This window comes from Pseudanabaena sp. UWO311 (assembly GCF_006937785.1).
GTDB lineage: Bacteria > Cyanobacteriota > Cyanobacteriia > Pseudanabaenales > Pseudanabaenaceae > Pseudanabaena.
In genome coordinates this window covers 1-17,285 of sequence record NZ_SJEE01000013.1, presented here as the reverse complement: position 1 = coordinate 17,285, position 17,285 = coordinate 1, and the positions used below count along the sequence as shown (strand labels likewise).

The following is a 17,285-nucleotide window of genomic DNA, read 5'->3' as shown; positions in this document are numbered from 1 at the left end:
CTTACATTTCCAATAGCCAAGCATTGATTTGACTGATAAGTTCTTCGGTGGTTTGTCCTCCTGTGAATGAGCGCATTGGGATTGAATCTGTGAGGTTTTGGCAGAGTTGGGCAATCGCCTCATTAGCATTTTTGCCATAAAGGGCGATCGCTAATTTCTCAAAACCAAGCTCAAACTTTAGATTAAGTAATTCACGCTTTAAACTGGAGACTCGCTGAATTTCTGGAATCTTGCGCCCTAAAGAGTCAAAGATTTTGATGGCTATTTCTTCGGCAATTACATTAGGATTGCTTTCTTGTTCAAGATGGCGGATATCGACAACTAAACAGCGTATTTCGGGATGGACAGTATTGCGGTCAAGTTCTTCTTGAACTGCATCACGATCAATTAGCTGACTCTCTAAACAACCTAAATCTAATATCGCCTTAAATAGTTTAGGATGCCATGAATCGTAAAAATCTTTATAATTCATCAATTCTGAGCATCGCCATAGGAAATGATATGCAAGGCAATCAGCTTCAGAAGATCTATCTTCAAGTGTAGTCAAAAACCATTTTGAAAATTCGCCAACTATTGCTCTAACTAATGATGGTTTAGTTGTTTTTGGTATACAGTAATTAATCAGGTAAGGATTGATGTCAAACCATTCATAAAATGGTATATCATCTCTGATTTCATCATCTCCGATTGAATCAATAAGTTTAATGATTTCTTTGGGATTCGTAAAATCAATTTTAATTAGTGATTCAATAACTTTATCTATTTGATGATTAGACTCGATTGGGTTAGAAGATTTATATATTGTGTAAACATTTATACCATCAATTTGCCCAAGCAACTGCTCAATTTCAAAAACTATAGATCCCAAAAATTCAACTGTTTCGTCTTTATCAATGCTATCTAGTGAAAATCTTATATGTGCCATAGATGGACTTGATCCATAACAATTTAAGTTGCATTCAAGGAAGGATTGAATATCATCATGATTATCTATTTCTATAGCTTTTAATAATAGATTCTTGATATAATCTAACTCATCTTTAACTCTTGTATGATTAGAATAGATTAAGGCTTGTGTCGCACATTCTTGAATAGGTAATAAGAATCTTATCCAACTTTGAGTTTCAGCATCAAAGAATCCAAATGAATACTGGCACAATTGCCACATGACATTATTTATGTCATCCTGAGAACAGCCTATATACTCTGCCATTAATCTCGCTGCTAAAGCTATAGATTGATAGCCATAAAAATATTTTCTAAATTGAATAAAACAGTAATTGTTCTCTTTAAATTCAGCCAGTTCACAAATTAATTTGTTTTTCTCGTCCCTAGCTTTGGAATATGTTCCAATCCAGAATAATGCAACCTCTAACCACTTTGATTCAAAGATCTTGTAACAGCCAGAAATTACATCATCAGGTTTGTTTTCGAGAAAAAAGCTATGTTCATTGATCGCTAAAGCAGCAAAATACTCTTGAAATGATGGGTGATAAAAAGCATAAACAGTCTCTAGAGGGTTTTCTGCGGCAACACCAATCTCATTTAACCAATTGAGTTTAAGCGCAAGATCGAATAGATCAATATCAAAATCTCTAAAAACATTCTCAATAAAAGTCTTAGTCAAACGAAATCGCGAAGTTTCCCCATCTATAGCTCGCTTTGCTAACTCCCCCAAAGCTTGATTTAGTTTCTCTTCCTGACTGCGAGAAAGTTCAATCTGAGCTTTGCCCTTGTTCCATTTATAAAATGCCTCCACAAACCACGCATAAAGCCCCGCCTTAGTTTCAGGTAGTTCCCCATGCTTCAACTGCCAACTATAACAAAGCAAAGTCAACCGCAGAGGATTTTTCACCATATCGCGAATGCGTTCTTTCCCCGACTGTTCCAAAGCTTGCGTTAAACTTCCAGCCAAATCTGGAGCATGAACAAACCACTTACCAATAAATTTATATACATCATTAGGATAATCAAAATCTAAATTTCGATAAACATCAAAACCTGTCAGAACTTTACCACTATCCCAAACATTCACCCGACAAGTCAAAACAACTCGCACATTATTGAGACAGCCTTCTTTTAATTGAGTTGCCAGATTGGAAAGCGGATTGCTATCCGTCATCTCATCAACACCATCAAGCAATAACCAAACCTTCCCAGAAGCGATCGCGTCCTCAAGCGAATCTTTCCACTCTTGCGGCGCAGTTCTTTTCCCAGAAGCATTACGCACCCAATTTTCAAATATAAATTCCTCTAAAGGTTTTGTTCCTAAATCAGTCAAGGAAATCCAAATTGGAATGTCATCACTTTCTTCCAGCAACCAAGAACCAATTTTCTGTAACTGCGTAGTTTTCCCTGCTCCCGCCTCCCCAATCACCGCAATCCGTTTACCGTTGCTATTTTTGGTATTACCCCGCAAAAGTACATCTTCAAAGAAGTCTTTATGCGTAATCGGCGTTACCTTTTCTTCATACAACTCAGATCCGCGATCGGGCGCACCATCATCTTCTTTCCGTTTAGTTTTTTGTTGACGCTCAACCACGCCCAAAGGCACAAAAATATCATCAAAGTCAAAGCGAATCCCATCCCCAGCAGTTAAAGCCTCAGTCGTCAGCCTCTTTAAATTATCTAGCATTCCCTTACTCACGCTTCGCCAATCCACTAAACTTGTTTTTGTCTCACTCGCTTTAGTTGATGAAATCCATTCATCAGGATTGACTAGATCGATTGGCTTAAGTCCTAATCGCTTTGCGATGATCTCTATATTCTTTCTTTGAGGAGGACGTTCACCCCGCAAATACCTACATATTGATTCATAGGAAATTTCTACTTGTTCCGCAAGTTGATTTTTATCCCAATCTTTTCCTTGCATCGCTTCTTCTATGAGAGCAATACCTTCGGGCGAGAAATGTAAACTGCGATCGCGTTGTTGTCTCATAGTTGCAGTAGAAATTAACAAACTAAATCAATACTCAAAGCTTGTCACAAGTGACTTAAACATGGAAGGACGAATAACGACAGTTAAGGACAAATAAGCAATATCTAAGGTTTAACCGTTACCGTTAGCTTTAGCCCCAAACTATCCAGCCACGCCGCAAACTCATACACTGCTTGGCTTTTATCACTTGTGCCAAAATCTTGCACCCATTGCCGATCGCCATCACCACCCAAAGCGATCGCCACATCATCAAGCGCTGAAGCCAACAACTCAGGCTCAGGATCAGATTCCTCCAAAATTGCCGCAATATAGCCAGCCGCCCTATCAGGATCTTTGAGCGAATTAACTAAATACTCTTGATAATCTCTACTAGTCGGAACCTTCACGCTTTGCATAATCTCTCCAATACTCTTTAGCTAACTTAATATCTCGATCCTGCGTACTCTTATCACCACCACACAGCAACAGCACCACCACAGAGCCAACTTGTCCAAAATAAATCCGATAACCCGCACCATAATCGATCTTGAGTTCGCATACACCCTCACCAACAGATCTGTAATTGCCTAAATTTCCGAGCGTTACTCTTTTAAGTCTAGCCGCTATTTTATCCTGTGCCACGCGATCGCGTAAGCTATCAAGCCATTGAGTAAAAGGACGCGATCCATCAGACTTTGTATATTCACGAATTTTCTTGGGTTGCGACTCCATAAAACAAATGATTGAGTGGGGACAGATAACGACATTTAAGACAGATATTATCTTCCCTCAAATGTCCTTCACTTCAACAATTACAAACGCTAAGTTAAGCACATCGAACTCAACTTAGTTATGAACACCCACAAACAAATCCAACAGATCGCCGCCAATGACGATCGCCTAACATCAAAAGTTGACTTTACCCCCATCTGTAAATTAAAAGACCTTAACCATCTTCAACGCCGTCAACAGCAACGCGCCATTAGTAACGATATGATCCAAATAGCGATTGCCTATGGTCAAAAGCGCTTTGATAATCATGGTGCGACCGTTTATACACTTAGCGATCGCCTACTCAAACATAGCCCCTATGCTAAGTTCACCAATGCCCTGAGAGGCTTACAAGTTATCTGCATCCACAACCTAAATAGCCATCAAATCCTCACCACATATTGGAACTTCACCACCAAGCGCCGCGTAAGAATCTAAGTAATATCGCATTCAAGATCTCCGACTTTTTCTCTGCTATTACAGAACAATTCTGCTAATCACAAAAAAAGTCGGAGATCTGAGCCTTCACACTTTCAGCTTTTTTCGACACAGTAACGTGATATGAAGGATAATTGGATTTTATAACGTTTACAAATTCATGTCTGTTCGAGTTCGCATTGCACCAAGCCCCACGGGTAACCTACATATCGGCACAGCCCGTACCGCCGTATTTAACTGGCTGTATGCCCGTCATCACAAAGGGACATTTATCCTGAGAGTCGAAGACACCGATCGCGAACGGTCTAAGGACGAATACACCCAAAATATCTTAGAAGGCTTGGCATGGCTAGGGATCGACTTTGATGAAGGCCCATTTTTTCAAACACAACGTAGCGATCGCTATATTGCCACCGTACAGAAGCTCCTAGCCGAGAAAAAAGCATACTTTTGCTACTGCACAGAATCTGAGCTAGAGACAATGAGGGAAACGCAAAAAGCCAACAAACAAGCCCCACGCTACGACAATCGCCATCGTAACCTTACCGACGAGCAACGCCAAGCCTTTGAAGCCGAAGGTCGTCGCCCCGTAGTTCGTTTCATAATCGAAGAGCCACGCACAGTTGCATGGAATGATCTAGTACGCGGCACTGTCTCATGGAGCAGCAGCGACCTCGGCGGTGACATGGTAATCGCCCGTGTCGATGAACAGGGCAATATTGGCTTACCTCTGTATAACTTTGCCGTAGTTGTCGATGACATCGATATGGAGATCACCCAAGTCATTCGTGGGGAAGATCATATTGCCAACACCGCCAAGCAAATTTTGATTTACGAAGCATTAGGCGCAACACCACCTCAGTTCGGACATACACCGCTCATTCTCAATCAGCAAGGCGCGAAAATCTCCAAACGAGATGGCGCAACTTCCGTTTGGGAATTTCGGAACATGGGTTATATTCCCGAAGCCTTTAATAACTACATGGCGCTGTTGGGATGGTCGCCTAGCGATGGCAAGGAATTATTCACTTTGCAGGAAGCCACGGAAATCTTTAGCTTCGATCGCGTCAATAAAGCAGGCGCAAAGTTTGATTGGGACAAACTAAATTGGATTAATAGCCAATATTTGCACTCATTGCCGACAGAAGATGTTTGCGATCGCCTCACGCCATTCCTCAAGGAAGCTGGTTATGATTTGGAATCAGTTGATCGCCAATGGTTGCTCGATCTCACTAAACTAATTGCACCAAGCTTAACGCTGCTGACCGATGCCGCAACGATTAGCAAGTTCTTCTTCACTGAGTTTGAAGACTATACCGATGAGGCGAAAACTACTCTCCAAGGCGATGCGATCGCGGGTATTATCACAGCACTAATCGAAGCACTAAAAGAAACTTCAGAACTAGATGCGGATAGCGCAGGAGAAGTCATTAAAACGGTCATGAAATCTCAAGGTGTCAAAAAAGGAGTCGTGATGAAGTCCCTACGGGCTGCCCTCACAGGCGATTTACATGGTCCCGAGATCTTGCCGACCTTTGTCTTACTCCATCGCAAAGGTATAGCATTGTCACGATTGCAACGCGCCTTAACTCCTTAGGTGAAAAAAGCCACGCTGAGCGTGGCTTTTTCTGGTTTTAACTGATGTTAAATGGAAGGAATTCCTTTTACGGCATAGGACTGTGGCTGGCACGGGGGCACAGCCCCTACCAAATCTAAATTGTTCAGGTAGGGGCAATGCCCCCGTGCTTGCCCTGTCAATCTAGCAGCAAGAGATCTATCATCTGAGTTCCACGTAACATCAGTTTTAAGATGTTCAGTATTAACCTTTTACACAAATAATCTGTTTCAAAGTAGCGACTACTTCCATTAGATCCGATTGCTGTTGCATCACTTGCTCAATCGGTTTATAAGCAGCAGGAATCTCGTCAATAATTCCTGTATCCTTACGACACTCAATTCCTTGAGTCTGTTGAATTAAGTCATCTAATGTGAATTGATCCTTCGCCTTACTCCGCGATAGCAATCGCCCAGCTCCGTGAGAGCAAGAACAATAACTTTCAGCATTTCCTTTTCCTTTGACAATGAAAGACTTCGCTCCCATTGAACCAGGAATAATGCCATAGTCTTCTGTTCTTGCCCTTACTGCACCTTTGCGAGTGACATATACATCCTCACCAAAGTGAACTTCCTTTTCTGCATAATTATGATGGCAATTTACAGTCAGTAATGGCTTTACGGGCTTACCGCCACTAGCATATTTCTCGATAATCTTCTTAAATCTTGCCATCATGACATCTCGATTAAAACGGGCGTATTCCTGCGCCCATTGCAAATCGCGCCAGTAAGCAGCAAATTCAGAAGTACCAGCAACAAAATAGGCTAGATCCTTATCGGGCAGAGAAGTTCCTGCTAATCTGGCTAGTTCCTTAGCTGTCTCGATATGTCTTTGGGCTAGCATATTGCCAATATTTCGAGAACCAGAATGCAGCATCAGCCACACTTGATTATCAGTATCTATGCAGACTTCTATGAAGTGATTTCCACCGCCGAGAGATCCCATTTGCTTCATGGCTTTACCTTCAAGGTGCTGAACCCCATCATGTAAATCACCAAATTCTCGCCATCCTTGCCAGTTGAGCACTGGCTTTTCGACTTCTTTGTTGTCATTAAAGCCCACGGGAATTGCAGCTTCAATTTCAAGACGAATTTGCTTGAGCTTCCCTTCTAGTTGTTGATAACGAAATGGAGTTTTGATAGCCGCCATGCCGCAACCAATGTCCACTCCTACAGCCGCAGGGATGATCGCTTCTTTAGTCGCAACCACAGAACCGACGAGAGCGCCTTTGCCAAGATGGACATCGGGCATTAGGGCTACATGTTTAAACACAAATGGTAAGGAAGCGACATTCTTCGCCATTTTGGTTTCTTCATGGCCAAGTGCATGATCTGCCCAAGACAAGACGGGCTTGGGCGTTGAGATATTTAACTGTTGATAAGCCATAATCTTAAATTCATGATGTAGTATGCATACTACATCATGAAACATAATCGTGCAATAGCCTGCACTTGAGTGCAGGCTAAAATCTCAAACCCGTTGAAACGGGTTAGGTTAATCAACATATATTATGGAGTCCACTTCAGTGGACTTGAGCTCTTAGCCAAGAACTTGAGTTCTTGGCTCTTTGACAAGCCTTAAGTTGATCAAGAAAGTTCAAATTTTCCTAAGCCTTGGCGCAAAATCTGAGGATGGAGATCGTCTGTTAAATCGAGGATTGTTGATACTTCATAGGTGCGGTCAGAACCATCATCAATGATCAAATCCACTAATTTATAAAAGCGATCGAAGAGTTCTATTTTAGGTAATTCGCAAACATTACTTTGTTTTCCATTCTTGGGTTGAGGCATAAAATCTTCATCATCAAGATTTGCTTTCGACTGATTAGCAGAAGTAGAAATGATCGGATTTCCAAGCGCTTCAATAAGAGTCTGCGATACGCCATGATCAGGAACTCGAATCCCTGTAGTTTTACGCTTGGGATTTAACACCAATTTTGGTACAAGCTTGGTAGCAGGCAAGATGAAAGTAAAAGGTCCTGGCACAAGACTCTTCATAGTTCGATAGTTAGCGTTAGAGACGATCGCATATTCAGAAATATTCGATAGCGATGAGCATAAAAATGTAAGCGGCTTATCGTTCGACATCTGCTTGAGCTTGCGCACACTTTCTATACCCGACTTTGACATCAGATCACAACCGATCGCATAGACAGTATCCGTGGGATAGAGCATGATCGCGCCATCGCGTAAAGCGGCTACGATTTGGGCGATCGTCCGTGGTTGTGGATTGTCAGGATGCAGTTTGTGAATCGTAGCCATGGTTGCGCCTCGCGCTATATTTTTTTAACAGCACGCTAAGCGTGCTTTAAATGGAAGCACGCTTAGCGTGCTTCCATTTAAAGATATTCTTTGTTCATGAGAGGTTGCAGTACTTCAGGAATCAAGATGCGTCCGTCAGGCTGCTGATAGTTTTCGAGAATGGCGGACATGGTGCGTCCGACGGCTAAGCCTGAGCCATTGAGGGTATGCAAAAACTCAGTTCCCTTCTTGCCCTTACTCTTAAAGCGAATATTTGCCCGACGAGCCTGAAAATCATGGAAATTCGAGCAGCTAGAAATTTCGCGATAGGTATTTGCGGTCGGTAGCCAAACTTCGAGGTCATAGCATTTGGCTGCACTGAAGCCGATATCGCCAGTACAAAGTTCGACAACACGATAGGGAAGTTTTAAGGCTTGCAAAATCGATTCGGCATCACGGACTAGTTTTTCATGCTCCTCAGCCGAGTTTTCGGGAAGGACAAATTTTACGAGTTCGACTTTGTTGAACTGATGTAAGCGAATTAAGCCTCTAGTATCGCGTCCATAACTACCTGCTTCACGGCGAAAACAAGGAGTATAGGCGCAATGATGAACTGGTAGGTTCTCTCCATCAAAGATTTCATCTCGATACAGATTCGTAACAGGCACTTCAGCAGTAGGAATCAGCCATAGATCATCGTCAATACATTTAAATGAATCATCAGCAAACTTCGGTAGTTGCCCAGTGCCTGTCAAGCTTGCCGTATTAACCAATAGCGGTGGTGCAACTTCGACATAACCATTGGCAGTATGGGTATTCAGCATGAACTGAATGAGCGCCCGTTCAAGGGCTGCTCCTGCTCCGATTAAGTTAACAAAGCGAGCTTGAGCAATTTTGACTGCACGTTCAAAGTTGAGAATCCCTAATTTTTCGCCGATTTCCCAGTGAGGCAAAATATCGGTGCGATCGCTTTTATATTCATCACCCCAATGTCGCACTTCGACATTTTCGGTTTCATTCGCGCCAATGGGAGTTGTTTCGCTAGGCAAATTTGGCAAAGTCATCAAAATGGCATTGCTTTCTTCTCGGAGCGCTCTTTCCTTCGGTTCTAGTTCCGCTAGCAGTTGTTTGACTTCAGGCGATCGCGCTTTTAGTGCTTGGATTTCTGATTCTGGCGCACCAGCTTTCATTTTGATGCCAACTTGCTTACCGATGTCGTTGCTTTCGGCTTGCAAATGCGATCGCTGAGTTTCAAGTGCACGGACTTCCTGCTCTAGTTCGACCAATCTACTAATGTCGTAACCTTTGCCTCGACTGTTGAGGCGAGCTTGCACCTGTTCTGGCTGCGATCGCACGAGCTTAATGTCTAACACGAACTTTTATTTAACCTAAACGCATTCAAAGCATCATACAGCGCTTTGCGCCCAAAACCAAAGAGTGAGTCGCCCGCGTAGCGGGCGACTCACTCTTTGGTTTTGGCTCACTTTAGAGCCTTTATGCCAACAATTAGACCTTGGCAAACATTAGTGAGAAATTCTAAATCTAGTGTTTTAAGGCGATCGCTACTTTTATGATAATGAGGATTTCGCATATTCGCAGTATCAGTAATCATCAGAGCTTTGTAACCAGCATCCCAAAAAGGCGCATGATCGCTACGACGAGTATCGGGGATAACTAAACCACGCCAACCCGCAGGAAGCCATTCACAAGGCACAGTTGATTTCATGTGATGTTGTAAATGGATCAGATCGGGAATTGTCGGAATACTCCCGATCAAGCCAATAAAATCACCAGTGTTAGGATAGAACTTGTCTAAGCCTGCGGGATAATGTTGCGAATTTGGACTGCGATCGCAATATCCCAACATCTCCAGAGAAATCATCAGCCGCAATTTTTGCTTGTCATCTTTGAGTTTTTTCGCATAAGCGGCACTTCCACTCAAGCCATATTCCTCCATATCAAAGGCGATTAATTGGATCGGATATTTAATTGGATTTGTCGAAAAATATTCAGCGAGTTCGAGCAGTACGGCAACCCCAGATCCATTGTCATCCGCTCCCACGCAAGCAGGAACCGTATCGTAATGTGCGCCAATAATCAAAGGTGATCGCTGTTTCTGGTTATTAGCAGCAATATTTAAAATCAAGTTCTGATGCTTATTACCATTGACTTCAAACTCATGGGTGACTACTTCACCAAATTTAGCAAAATGCGATCGGATATATTCCCTAGCAAATAAATGTCCAGCTGATGCATAGTAGGGATTACGCTCTATAACAATTTTTTGGAGATGATCAAGTAATCGATCTTGGAGTTTTTTCATTCGACTAGGTTTTAATCTAATAGTTCTCTAATTAAAGCTTTTAATTCTTGTTCCTCTGGTCGCTTCTCATATTCAGCATGAGTATAAATCCAAGCTAATTTGATGATTTTTTGATTTTGACTCACTAGATACATCAGCCTCCCCTGCCCAGATGCGCCAGCGAGACTCGGCATCCGAAACCTAAGTTTATAAAACTTCCAGCTATCCGATATCACCAATCCTTTTGGTAATGGTTCAAGATTTGCATCAGACAAATAAGGATTAGAAGCGAGGCGGTTTATAAGCTCACTGATGGTATCGATAAAAGTTTCTTTCTGACGGTCACCTTTACAATGGCGTTTTAGTAAAAGTTTATAGCTGCGTTGAAATTTACTTGATGCTTCAATCTGAAATGGAAACAAGCCAGTCACGAAAATCACTCCCGTTTGTAAATTTTTGGTTTTGAGACTCATCTAAAGCGGATTGCACAGCTTGAGTCATCGTGACGTTATAAGCAGGGTGTTGTCTTTCAATTTCATCCAAGATTAACTCATCATCACCTGTGTAAATTTCTATAGACTGATTGATTTGGCGATCGAGTAATCTCTTTAATTGGATAATTTCTCTCAGCCCCAATTTAGTGATGACCTCAACAAGATCCTGATAGGAGAGAGACAAATTCAAGACAACATGTGGTTGCGCTACATCAGTTAATATTTCTGTAGATGTCTCTGACATTGAATTAGCTATCTGTGGCATAAGTTCTAGGGACTCCTATTTTTTGAATTCCTTGATCTATAATCTAGCAGAAATTGAAATATAAGTAGCTAATAGTTAACAACAAGCCAGTGCCAACGCCCTCTCTGGTTTTAGTTTAGAATGTGATTTTAGATTGATTGCTATAGAGGCTCCTTCTCATTTTGCCAGATGGCGCGAATTATCTTGATTTCATCGTAGCTATATTCCTCACGCAGGTGATCAAAGAGATTGCGTAAAGAATCACCGCCGATCGCATCTAATGCTTCATAAATTACAGTTTGACGCTCTGGAGCAACAAGGCGATCGCAGTTAATCGCATAGCCAGCTTCAATTAGTTGGACTAAATGCGTCCAGACAGTTGCGGGTTTAAGTCCGCGATCGCGAGCTATATCGTCAATATCTAAGCCATTCTCATACATTGCAAGGGTTTCGCGTTGTGTACTTGCCTTTGATAATTTTGATTTTGGCGTGGCTTCCTGTTTGACTTTGGAGGGAGTTGATTCGGTGATTTCCGCTGGAGGATATTTGAGATGATGGTCGAGAATAATTGCGATAAAATCATCGGCATATTGTTCTAATTTCTTTGCGCCAACCCCTGACAGCTTCGCGAAATCTTTTCGATCCGTTGGTTGCTGCTCTGCCATTTGATTAAGCGTGGCATTACTGAAAATCACATAGGGCGGGACTTCCTGCTCATCAGCAAGATTTTTGCGTAACAGCCGTAATCTCTCAAAGAGAATATCCACATCAACAGGTCTTTCTCTTGACCCTTCCCGATCAGTAGTTTTTGCATGCTCAGCATCACGTTCTATTGGCAATAGCACATTACGCTGATTTCGCATTACTTCCCAACTGCGATCGTTGAGCTTGAGAATACCGTAGCCATCAGTAGTTTGGGTTAGAAAACCTTGATGAGTTAGCGATCGCGCAAGTTGTCGCCATTCATCCAGACTGCGATCTTTACCAATGCCATAGGTCGATAGGTTCTCATGTCCATGTTGGAGTACTTTCTCTTTGCGCGAACCTCTCAACACATCAATTACATGCCCTGCTCCAAATCTCTCCTTTGTCCTAGCTACACAGGATAAAAATTTTTGAGACTCCACTGTCCAATCTTCCATTGGCTTCGGGGAAAGACAGTTATCACAGTTGCCGCAATCACCTTGGAAATGTTCGCCGAAATAACGAAGCAGAATCGTGCGGCGACAGGCGACTCCTTCAGCATAGTCCACCACCTGACGTAATTGCTGCTGCGCAATTCTCTGTTCTGCTTCCAATGGTTCATTGGTTTGAGGATCGACTTTTTGAGCTATGAGAAACTTGATCGTTTCTAAATCTCCATAGCCTAAAAACAATGTACAGTGAGAATCTTCGCCATCTCGTCCTGCTCGTCCTGATTCTTGATAATATCCTTCAATATTTTTGGGTAAATCGTAATGAATCACAAATCTTACATCAGGTTTATTAATGCCCATGCCAAAGGCAACTGTCGCCACCATTACCTGCACATCGTCACGAATCCAACGAGTTTGATTTTCTTCCCGCTCTTTATTTCCTAATCCTGCGTGATAGGGAATTGCTTCGATGCCATCTTCTCTCAGGCGACTGGCTATTTCATCGACACGTTTACGACTGAGGCAATAGACTATGCCAGATCCTTGCAGTCGCTTAATTTGCTGTAAAAGATTTACATAGGTTTGCTCATTCCCTTGTTTGGGAACAACTTCATAGTAGAGATTCGACCGATTGAAGCTCGCTACATGGATGTATGGCTGCTTCAGTTGTAATTGCTGACTTATATCTTCGCGCACCCGCTCTGTCGCCGTAGCGGTCAAGCCAATCACGGGTACATCAGGATGGAGTTGGCGAATTCGACTTAGTTGGCGATATTCTGGTCGAAAATCATGTCCCCATTCCGAAACACAGTGAGCCTCATCCACCGCAAACCCTGCGATACCCATTTTCCCTTTAATGATATTCAGGAATTCGAGAAACTGCTCCGCAAATAGGCGCTCAGGTGCTACATAAACTAATTTGATCGCACCATTGAGAATTGCTTGCGATCGCTGAGTGCTTTCTCTATTTGTCAGCGTACTGTTGAGAAATGTCGCGCCAATACCGTTTTCTTTGAGTGCCGTAACTTGATCTTGCATCAGTGCAATTAGAGGGGACACGACTATTGTCACTCCAGTCTTGAGCAATGCTGGTAACTGAAAGCAAATCGACTTACCGCCCCCAGTTGGCATAATCGCCAAGGTATCGCGACCAGCCATACTTGCTTCAATAATCTCGCGCTGACCTGCCCGAAAGGATTCATATCCAAAATATTGCTTCAGCGCCTGCTGCAAAGAATCACTGTTTGACATAGCTGTTTTAGATTGGTAAATTTCAGGTAAGGGGATTAACTCCCTAAAAGAAACCTAATAAATGCCCAGATCTCCGACTTTTTCTGTGACTAACAAAGACGATCTATGATTGCACAGAAAAAGTCGGAGATCTCAATCTTTGCATCTATTGATCTTCTTCCGTGATTTGCAAGCGAATAGTTCGTCCTGACTGATCATTACCAATCTGGACAGTGACATTTTGACTGGCTAAGGAATCAAGAGAATTAAGTAGATCTAGTAAATTAGGAGTGCTTGCACCCGACTCCACATATAGCTGATCGGCGGATGTAGCAACGCGCTTCCAGATACCGTAGAGTTTAGCGATCGCCTGTTCAAGTTGTGAGGCTTGGCTGACCAGATCAGATGCGAGTTTGAGGCATCCAAGTCTTAGAGCTTCCTCAAGCGCAAGATCGATGTTAACAGAACGGTTTGCGATCGCTTGTACTTGTCCCGTATTGGAAAGATATTTGGTCAACCTTTGAGCATCAGCGGTAACGAGCTTAATATTATCGAGATCAGAGGCATCGGCGATCGCTTCTTTTAATGGTTTTTGATAAGCTTCAGGCAGCTTGTCAATTTCGCGAACTAGTGGCGCGACATAACGGGTCGGAATAGTGTGAGCGGCAACCTTCTCTTTTAGCTCATCGGGAAGATGATCAGAACTCATTGATGTCCATTCATCGGAGAGCTGCCGCACTTCACGTCTAGTAATTTTTTCTCCATTTCTAGCGGCATCGACAATTAACTGCTGTACTTCTGAAGAAGCTTGGGCAGTTTCTAAGAAAGCTCTTTTACTAAATTGACGAATATCATCAGCATCTAGCTGACCATCTGCCATTAAAGTGTCAGCACTATTGGCAAGCTGAATCCATGAATAAGCCTGAGACTTACTGATTTCTCGCTCTTGCAGCCATTTCAAGAATCCCGTACCGCGCCCTTCGCCATTTGCCTTCTCGCGATCGCGTACAGTTCGCAAGATTCTACCCCGCCAAATATCTGTCTGCAAATCGAAGCGATCGCATACTTGCCAAGCTAGATCGACTTCTTCGAGAAATTGACCTTCTGCAAGTCCTTCATCATTGGGATCGGGTAAGGAAAGCGAAAAATCTGTCAGATCGAGATTTGCTAAAGATTCATTGGGAATAGATGTGACGGAAATAGATTCGAGTAGAGTTTCACTCACGGACACAGACAACCTTTGATTTAATGACTTTGAAGCATGAGCAACATAAAAGTTACCCATCTAATATACTAACGGATAGAAAATAAATAACTCGTGTAATTAAAATCCAAAACTATTGGGGCGGGCAAAGCCCGCCCCAATAGTTTTGGATTTTATTAAATTTTCATTCCTAACGAATCTGAAAATTGATAAATAGGCAGCTTAAAAAAGTGAGCTGAGCCGTGAGTAAAAACATATAGATCACAGCGCGCTTTTTGAAAATAGTTAAGATCAAGCCGATCGCCTTGAGATCGATCGTTGGGCCAAAAACTAGAAATGCTAGTAGCGATCCGCCCGTAAAAGTGGAGGCAAAGGACAGCGCAAAAAATGAATCCACAGTCGAGCAAATCGAAACAATCGCCGCCAAGATCATCATTGCGACAATTGAGCTAACTGGCCCCTGCCCCAAACCCAGTATGATATCGCGGGGAACCCAAACCTGAATTATTGCGGCGATCGCACTACCCATCACGAGGATTGCCCCTAGCTCACGCATTTCTGCAAGCGTATTGTCTAGCAATAGATTTAAGCGATCGGGCAAAGACTTAGTGACAATTTGATTACTTGACGATAAATAACCCGCAAAGTCTAAAGGTTGATTGCGATCTTCTCCCAAGAAAAATGTGCCCACAGGTACAGCACCCGCCTTAACCTTTGGTGCTGGTAAAGCAAGGGCAATATTCGGTTGCAAAATAGCTCGCAAATCTTTTTGAGAACTAAATACCATGGCAACAATTGTAGCGATCGCAAATGAAAGCACAATTCGCAATACCGCAATTTCAGGCTGATCGCGAAAGGCTGTCCAAGTTGCCCAAATTACCACAGGATTAATCGTTGGAGCTGCCATTAAGAAGCTCACCGCCACCGAAATCGGTGCGCCTTGAGAAATAAGTCTCCGCGCCACAGGCACATTGCCACATTCGCACACGGGGAACATAAATCCGAGTAGACTTCCAGCTAATGCTCCTAAAAAAGGATTTTTGGGCAAAATAGCTATAAGCTTGCGCTCATCTACAAATATTAATAAGACTCCAGACAGCAAAACCCCCATCAACAAAAACGGGATTGCTTCCACGAGGAGGCTCAAAAACAAAGTAAAGGCACTGAGAATTTGATTCATAGTTGCGCTATTTGGCATTCCCAGAGATAAATAAGGGCGCAAACCGCCATTTTTATTTCTAGGGTTTAAGGCGTTTGCTAGTTTGTTAATTTTTAGCTTAACAATTATAGAGGCTTATAAAGTGCTGTACGTTTTAAAATTTTTTGGGACTCTTCTCGTAAAATGTAATGTTAATACAGCAAAACTAAAAATTAAAATTTGCTGCAATGGGTAACGGGACTAAAAACATGCACCAATGCTTAATAGGAAACAGCCGCCATGACCGCACCAGATCCGCAACTACCCACAATTCCTGTCGCTTCTAAAATCACCCCGCCAAAGTTAGAAGATTACCGGATTCCCGTATCTCCAGGATATGCCATCCCCGAAGATCGCTATGCGATGTCCGCTCCCGATCTAGGTGGCGAGTCCGCAATTTTAGCTGAGTTTGATGCGGCTGTGCGCTCTGACCAATTTTCCTTAGCATTACAAAAAATAATTCGTTGTCGCGATAATGTCTTACCTGCTTTGCTAGAGCGACTCGAAAGCGATGAAATAGCTATATCCAAAAAAGCAGCGATCGCCTTAGGTTATTTGCGATCGCCAATAGCAATCCCACCGCTAATCGCCGCCACCAAAAATCCCCACCGTCAAATTCACTGGCAAGCAGCAGCAGCACTAAGTTGGATTGGCAGTGCTGAAGCGATCGGGGCATTAATAAAGTTATTGCGACATCCATCTATTCAGGTACAAGCTGCAAGCGCTAAGGCTCTGGGACGAGCTAGTTTACCTGCGGTATCACCTTTAGTGGAGGCACTAAAACACAATGACGATATGGTAAAAGTCCATGCCGCTCACTCCCTTGGGCAAATTAGTTCCCCCTTAGCGGTTACCACCCTTATCGATGCTCTGGAGAATGGTAGCAAGTCCGTTCGTTTTGAAGCGGCTTGGGCGCTAGGTCAGATTAAATCGCCTCTATCGGCTAATTCTCTAGCTCGATTACTTACTGACAATGACATTAGTGTCCAGTCTCAAGCCGTACAAGCTTTAAAGAATATAGGTACTCCCGCGATCTCGCCTGTTTCCAAAATGCTCTACAACACCTCTAGTCATACTCGCAGTGTTGCCGCTCGCACTTTAGGGCATATTGGCATGGAGGAAGTTGTACCATTGCTTGCCCAAGTTTTGAGAGATGATGAATATGCCTATGTGCGTTGTGATGCTGCATTAGCATTGGGGGAAATTGGCTCGCATGATGCTGTGTTCTATCTTTCACAAGCAATAAAAGACCGCGATCGCTCAGTCCGCAATGCTATTTTGAGAGCCTTAGCACAAGTAAATTCGCCTGAAGCTCAGGAAATCTTAAATAATATTAAACACACGGTATCTATACCAAATTATTCTGTCTCCAATCTCCGAGATTTTGGCGATGAGTCAGACTTTACGACAATTCAGGGATAAGTTTCTAATAGAAATATATAGAAATATATAGTAATCAAAGGTTCGCTTAAGACATAAAACCCAAAATCAAAGTG

At 42.8% G+C, this 17,285-nt stretch carries 15 protein-coding genes; 3 read left to right on the top strand and 12 right to left on the bottom strand.

Features of this window, described 5'->3' with window-relative positions; all coding sequences use genetic code 11:
- Window position 1: 1 nt before the first annotated feature.
- The 3 genes from PseudUWO311_RS11650 to PseudUWO311_RS11640 form a co-directional block, all read right to left on the bottom strand.
- The gene (locus PseudUWO311_RS11650) at window positions 2-2,938 is read right to left on the bottom strand and encodes an NACHT domain-containing protein (protein ID WP_142655404.1); all 2,937 of its coding nucleotides are present in this window, start codon (window positions 2,936-2,938) and stop codon (window positions 2-4) included.
- Between the two features lie 104 nt (window positions 2,939-3,042).
- Window positions 3,043-3,333 carry a DNA-binding protein gene (locus PseudUWO311_RS11645; RefSeq protein WP_142655403.1) on the bottom strand — a complete coding sequence of 97 codons (291 nt, stop codon included), beginning with the start codon at window positions 3,331-3,333 and terminating at the stop codon, window positions 3,043-3,045.
- A complete protein-coding gene (locus tag PseudUWO311_RS11640; RefSeq protein WP_142655402.1) occupies window positions 3,308-3,649 on the bottom strand; it encodes a type II toxin-antitoxin system RelE/ParE family toxin in 342 nt (113 codons plus the stop codon). The genes PseudUWO311_RS11645 and PseudUWO311_RS11640 overlap by 26 nt, the downstream gene beginning before the upstream one ends.
- Before the next feature lie 120 nt (window positions 3,650-3,769).
- Here PseudUWO311_RS11640 and PseudUWO311_RS11635 point away from each other — a divergent pair, with 120 nt between their 5' ends.
- Window positions 3,770-4,126, top strand: coding sequence for a hypothetical protein (locus tag PseudUWO311_RS11635; RefSeq protein WP_142655401.1), 357 nt, complete (start codon window positions 3,770-3,772; stop codon window positions 4,124-4,126).
- A 160-nt stretch (window positions 4,127-4,286) separates the two neighbouring features.
- Window positions 4,287-5,723 (top strand): glutamate--tRNA ligase, encoded by a 1,437-nt coding sequence (gltX, locus tag PseudUWO311_RS11630; RefSeq protein WP_142655400.1) that lies wholly within the window; start codon window positions 4,287-4,289, stop codon window positions 5,721-5,723.
- 222 nt (window positions 5,724-5,945) lie between these two features.
- Here gltX and PseudUWO311_RS11625 read toward each other — a convergent pair whose 3' ends face one another.
- From PseudUWO311_RS11625 to PseudUWO311_RS11585, 9 genes are all read right to left on the bottom strand, one after another.
- Window positions 5,946-7,127, bottom strand: a complete 1,182-nt coding sequence (locus PseudUWO311_RS11625; RefSeq protein ID WP_142655399.1) for an RtcB family protein — start codon at window positions 7,125-7,127, stop codon at window positions 5,946-5,948.
- A gap of 200 nt (window positions 7,128-7,327) precedes the next feature.
- Window positions 7,328-8,002 (bottom strand): L-threonylcarbamoyladenylate synthase, encoded by a 675-nt coding sequence (locus PseudUWO311_RS11620; protein WP_142655398.1) that lies wholly within the window; start codon window positions 8,000-8,002, stop codon window positions 7,328-7,330.
- 77 nt (window positions 8,003-8,079) lie between these two features.
- Entirely contained in the window at window positions 8,080-9,354 is a 1,275-nt protein-coding gene (serS, locus tag PseudUWO311_RS11615) for a serine--tRNA ligase (protein WP_142655397.1), read from the bottom strand.
- 107 nt (window positions 9,355-9,461) lie between these two features.
- Window positions 9,462-10,304, bottom strand: coding sequence for a M28 family peptidase (locus PseudUWO311_RS11610; RefSeq protein ID WP_142655396.1), 843 nt, complete (start codon window positions 10,302-10,304; stop codon window positions 9,462-9,464).
- Between the two features lie 11 nt (window positions 10,305-10,315).
- Window positions 10,316-10,714, bottom strand: a complete 399-nt coding sequence (locus PseudUWO311_RS11605) for a hypothetical protein (protein WP_142655395.1) — start codon at window positions 10,712-10,714, stop codon at window positions 10,316-10,318.
- Window positions 10,686-11,021 carry a hypothetical protein gene (locus tag PseudUWO311_RS11600; protein ID WP_142655394.1) on the bottom strand — a complete coding sequence of 112 codons (336 nt, stop codon included), beginning with the start codon at window positions 11,019-11,021 and terminating at the stop codon, window positions 10,686-10,688. Before PseudUWO311_RS11600 ends, PseudUWO311_RS11605 begins: the two co-directional genes overlap by 29 nt.
- 161 nt (window positions 11,022-11,182) lie before the next feature.
- Window positions 11,183-13,408: a DNA helicase RecQ gene (recQ, locus tag PseudUWO311_RS11595; protein ID WP_142655393.1), complete on the bottom strand. Its 2,226-nt coding sequence runs from the start codon at window positions 13,406-13,408 to the stop codon at window positions 11,183-11,185.
- A 145-nt stretch (window positions 13,409-13,553) separates the two neighbouring features.
- Window positions 13,554-14,672 (bottom strand): hypothetical protein, encoded by a 1,119-nt coding sequence (locus PseudUWO311_RS11590; RefSeq protein WP_223807542.1) that lies wholly within the window; start codon window positions 14,670-14,672, stop codon window positions 13,554-13,556.
- Between the two features lie 109 nt (window positions 14,673-14,781).
- Complete coding sequence (locus PseudUWO311_RS11585) at window positions 14,782-15,771, bottom strand: permease (RefSeq protein ID WP_142655392.1); 990 nt, start codon at window positions 15,769-15,771, stop codon at window positions 14,782-14,784.
- Between the two features lie 258 nt (window positions 15,772-16,029).
- On the opposite strand from PseudUWO311_RS11585, the gene PseudUWO311_RS11580 reads away from it, so the two are divergent.
- Window positions 16,030-17,211, top strand: coding sequence for a HEAT repeat domain-containing protein (locus PseudUWO311_RS11580; protein WP_142655391.1), 1,182 nt, complete (start codon window positions 16,030-16,032; stop codon window positions 17,209-17,211).
- The last annotated feature ends 74 nt before the right edge of the window (window positions 17,212-17,285 follow it).

Coding starts and splice junctions, on each gene's coding strand:
- PseudUWO311_RS11640 (WP_142655402.1), bottom strand. CDS start 3,649: ATGGAGTCGCAACCCAAGAAAATTCGTGAATATACAAAGTCTGATGGA.
- PseudUWO311_RS11625 (WP_142655399.1), bottom strand. CDS start 7,127: ATGGCTTATCAACAGTTAAATATCTCAACGCCCAAGCCCGTCTTGTCT.
- PseudUWO311_RS11580 (WP_142655391.1), top strand. CDS start 16,030: ATGACCGCACCAGATCCGCAACTACCCACAATTCCTGTCGCTTCTAAA.
- PseudUWO311_RS11635 (WP_142655401.1), top strand. CDS start 3,770: ATGAACACCCACAAACAAATCCAACAGATCGCCGCCAATGACGATCGC.
- gltX (WP_142655400.1), top strand. CDS start 4,287: ATGTCTGTTCGAGTTCGCATTGCACCAAGCCCCACGGGTAACCTACAT.
- recQ (WP_142655393.1), bottom strand. CDS start 13,408: ATGTCAAACAGTGATTCTTTGCAGCAGGCGCTGAAGCAATATTTTGGA.
- PseudUWO311_RS11600 (WP_142655394.1), bottom strand. CDS start 11,021: ATGTCAGAGACATCTACAGAAATATTAACTGATGTAGCGCAACCACAT.
- PseudUWO311_RS11610 (WP_142655396.1), bottom strand. CDS start 10,304: ATGAAAAAACTCCAAGATCGATTACTTGATCATCTCCAAAAAATTGTT.
- PseudUWO311_RS11585 (WP_142655392.1), bottom strand. CDS start 15,771: ATGAATCAAATTCTCAGTGCCTTTACTTTGTTTTTGAGCCTCCTCGTG.
- PseudUWO311_RS11645 (WP_142655403.1), bottom strand. CDS start 3,333: ATGCAAAGCGTGAAGGTTCCGACTAGTAGAGATTATCAAGAGTATTTA.
- PseudUWO311_RS11620 (WP_142655398.1), bottom strand. CDS start 8,002: ATGGCTACGATTCACAAACTGCATCCTGACAATCCACAACCACGGACG.
- PseudUWO311_RS11650 (WP_142655404.1), bottom strand. CDS start 2,938: ATGAGACAACAACGCGATCGCAGTTTACATTTCTCGCCCGAAGGTATT.
- PseudUWO311_RS11590 (WP_223807542.1), bottom strand. CDS start 14,672: ATGGGTAACTTTTATGTTGCTCATGCTTCAAAGTCATTAAATCAAAGG.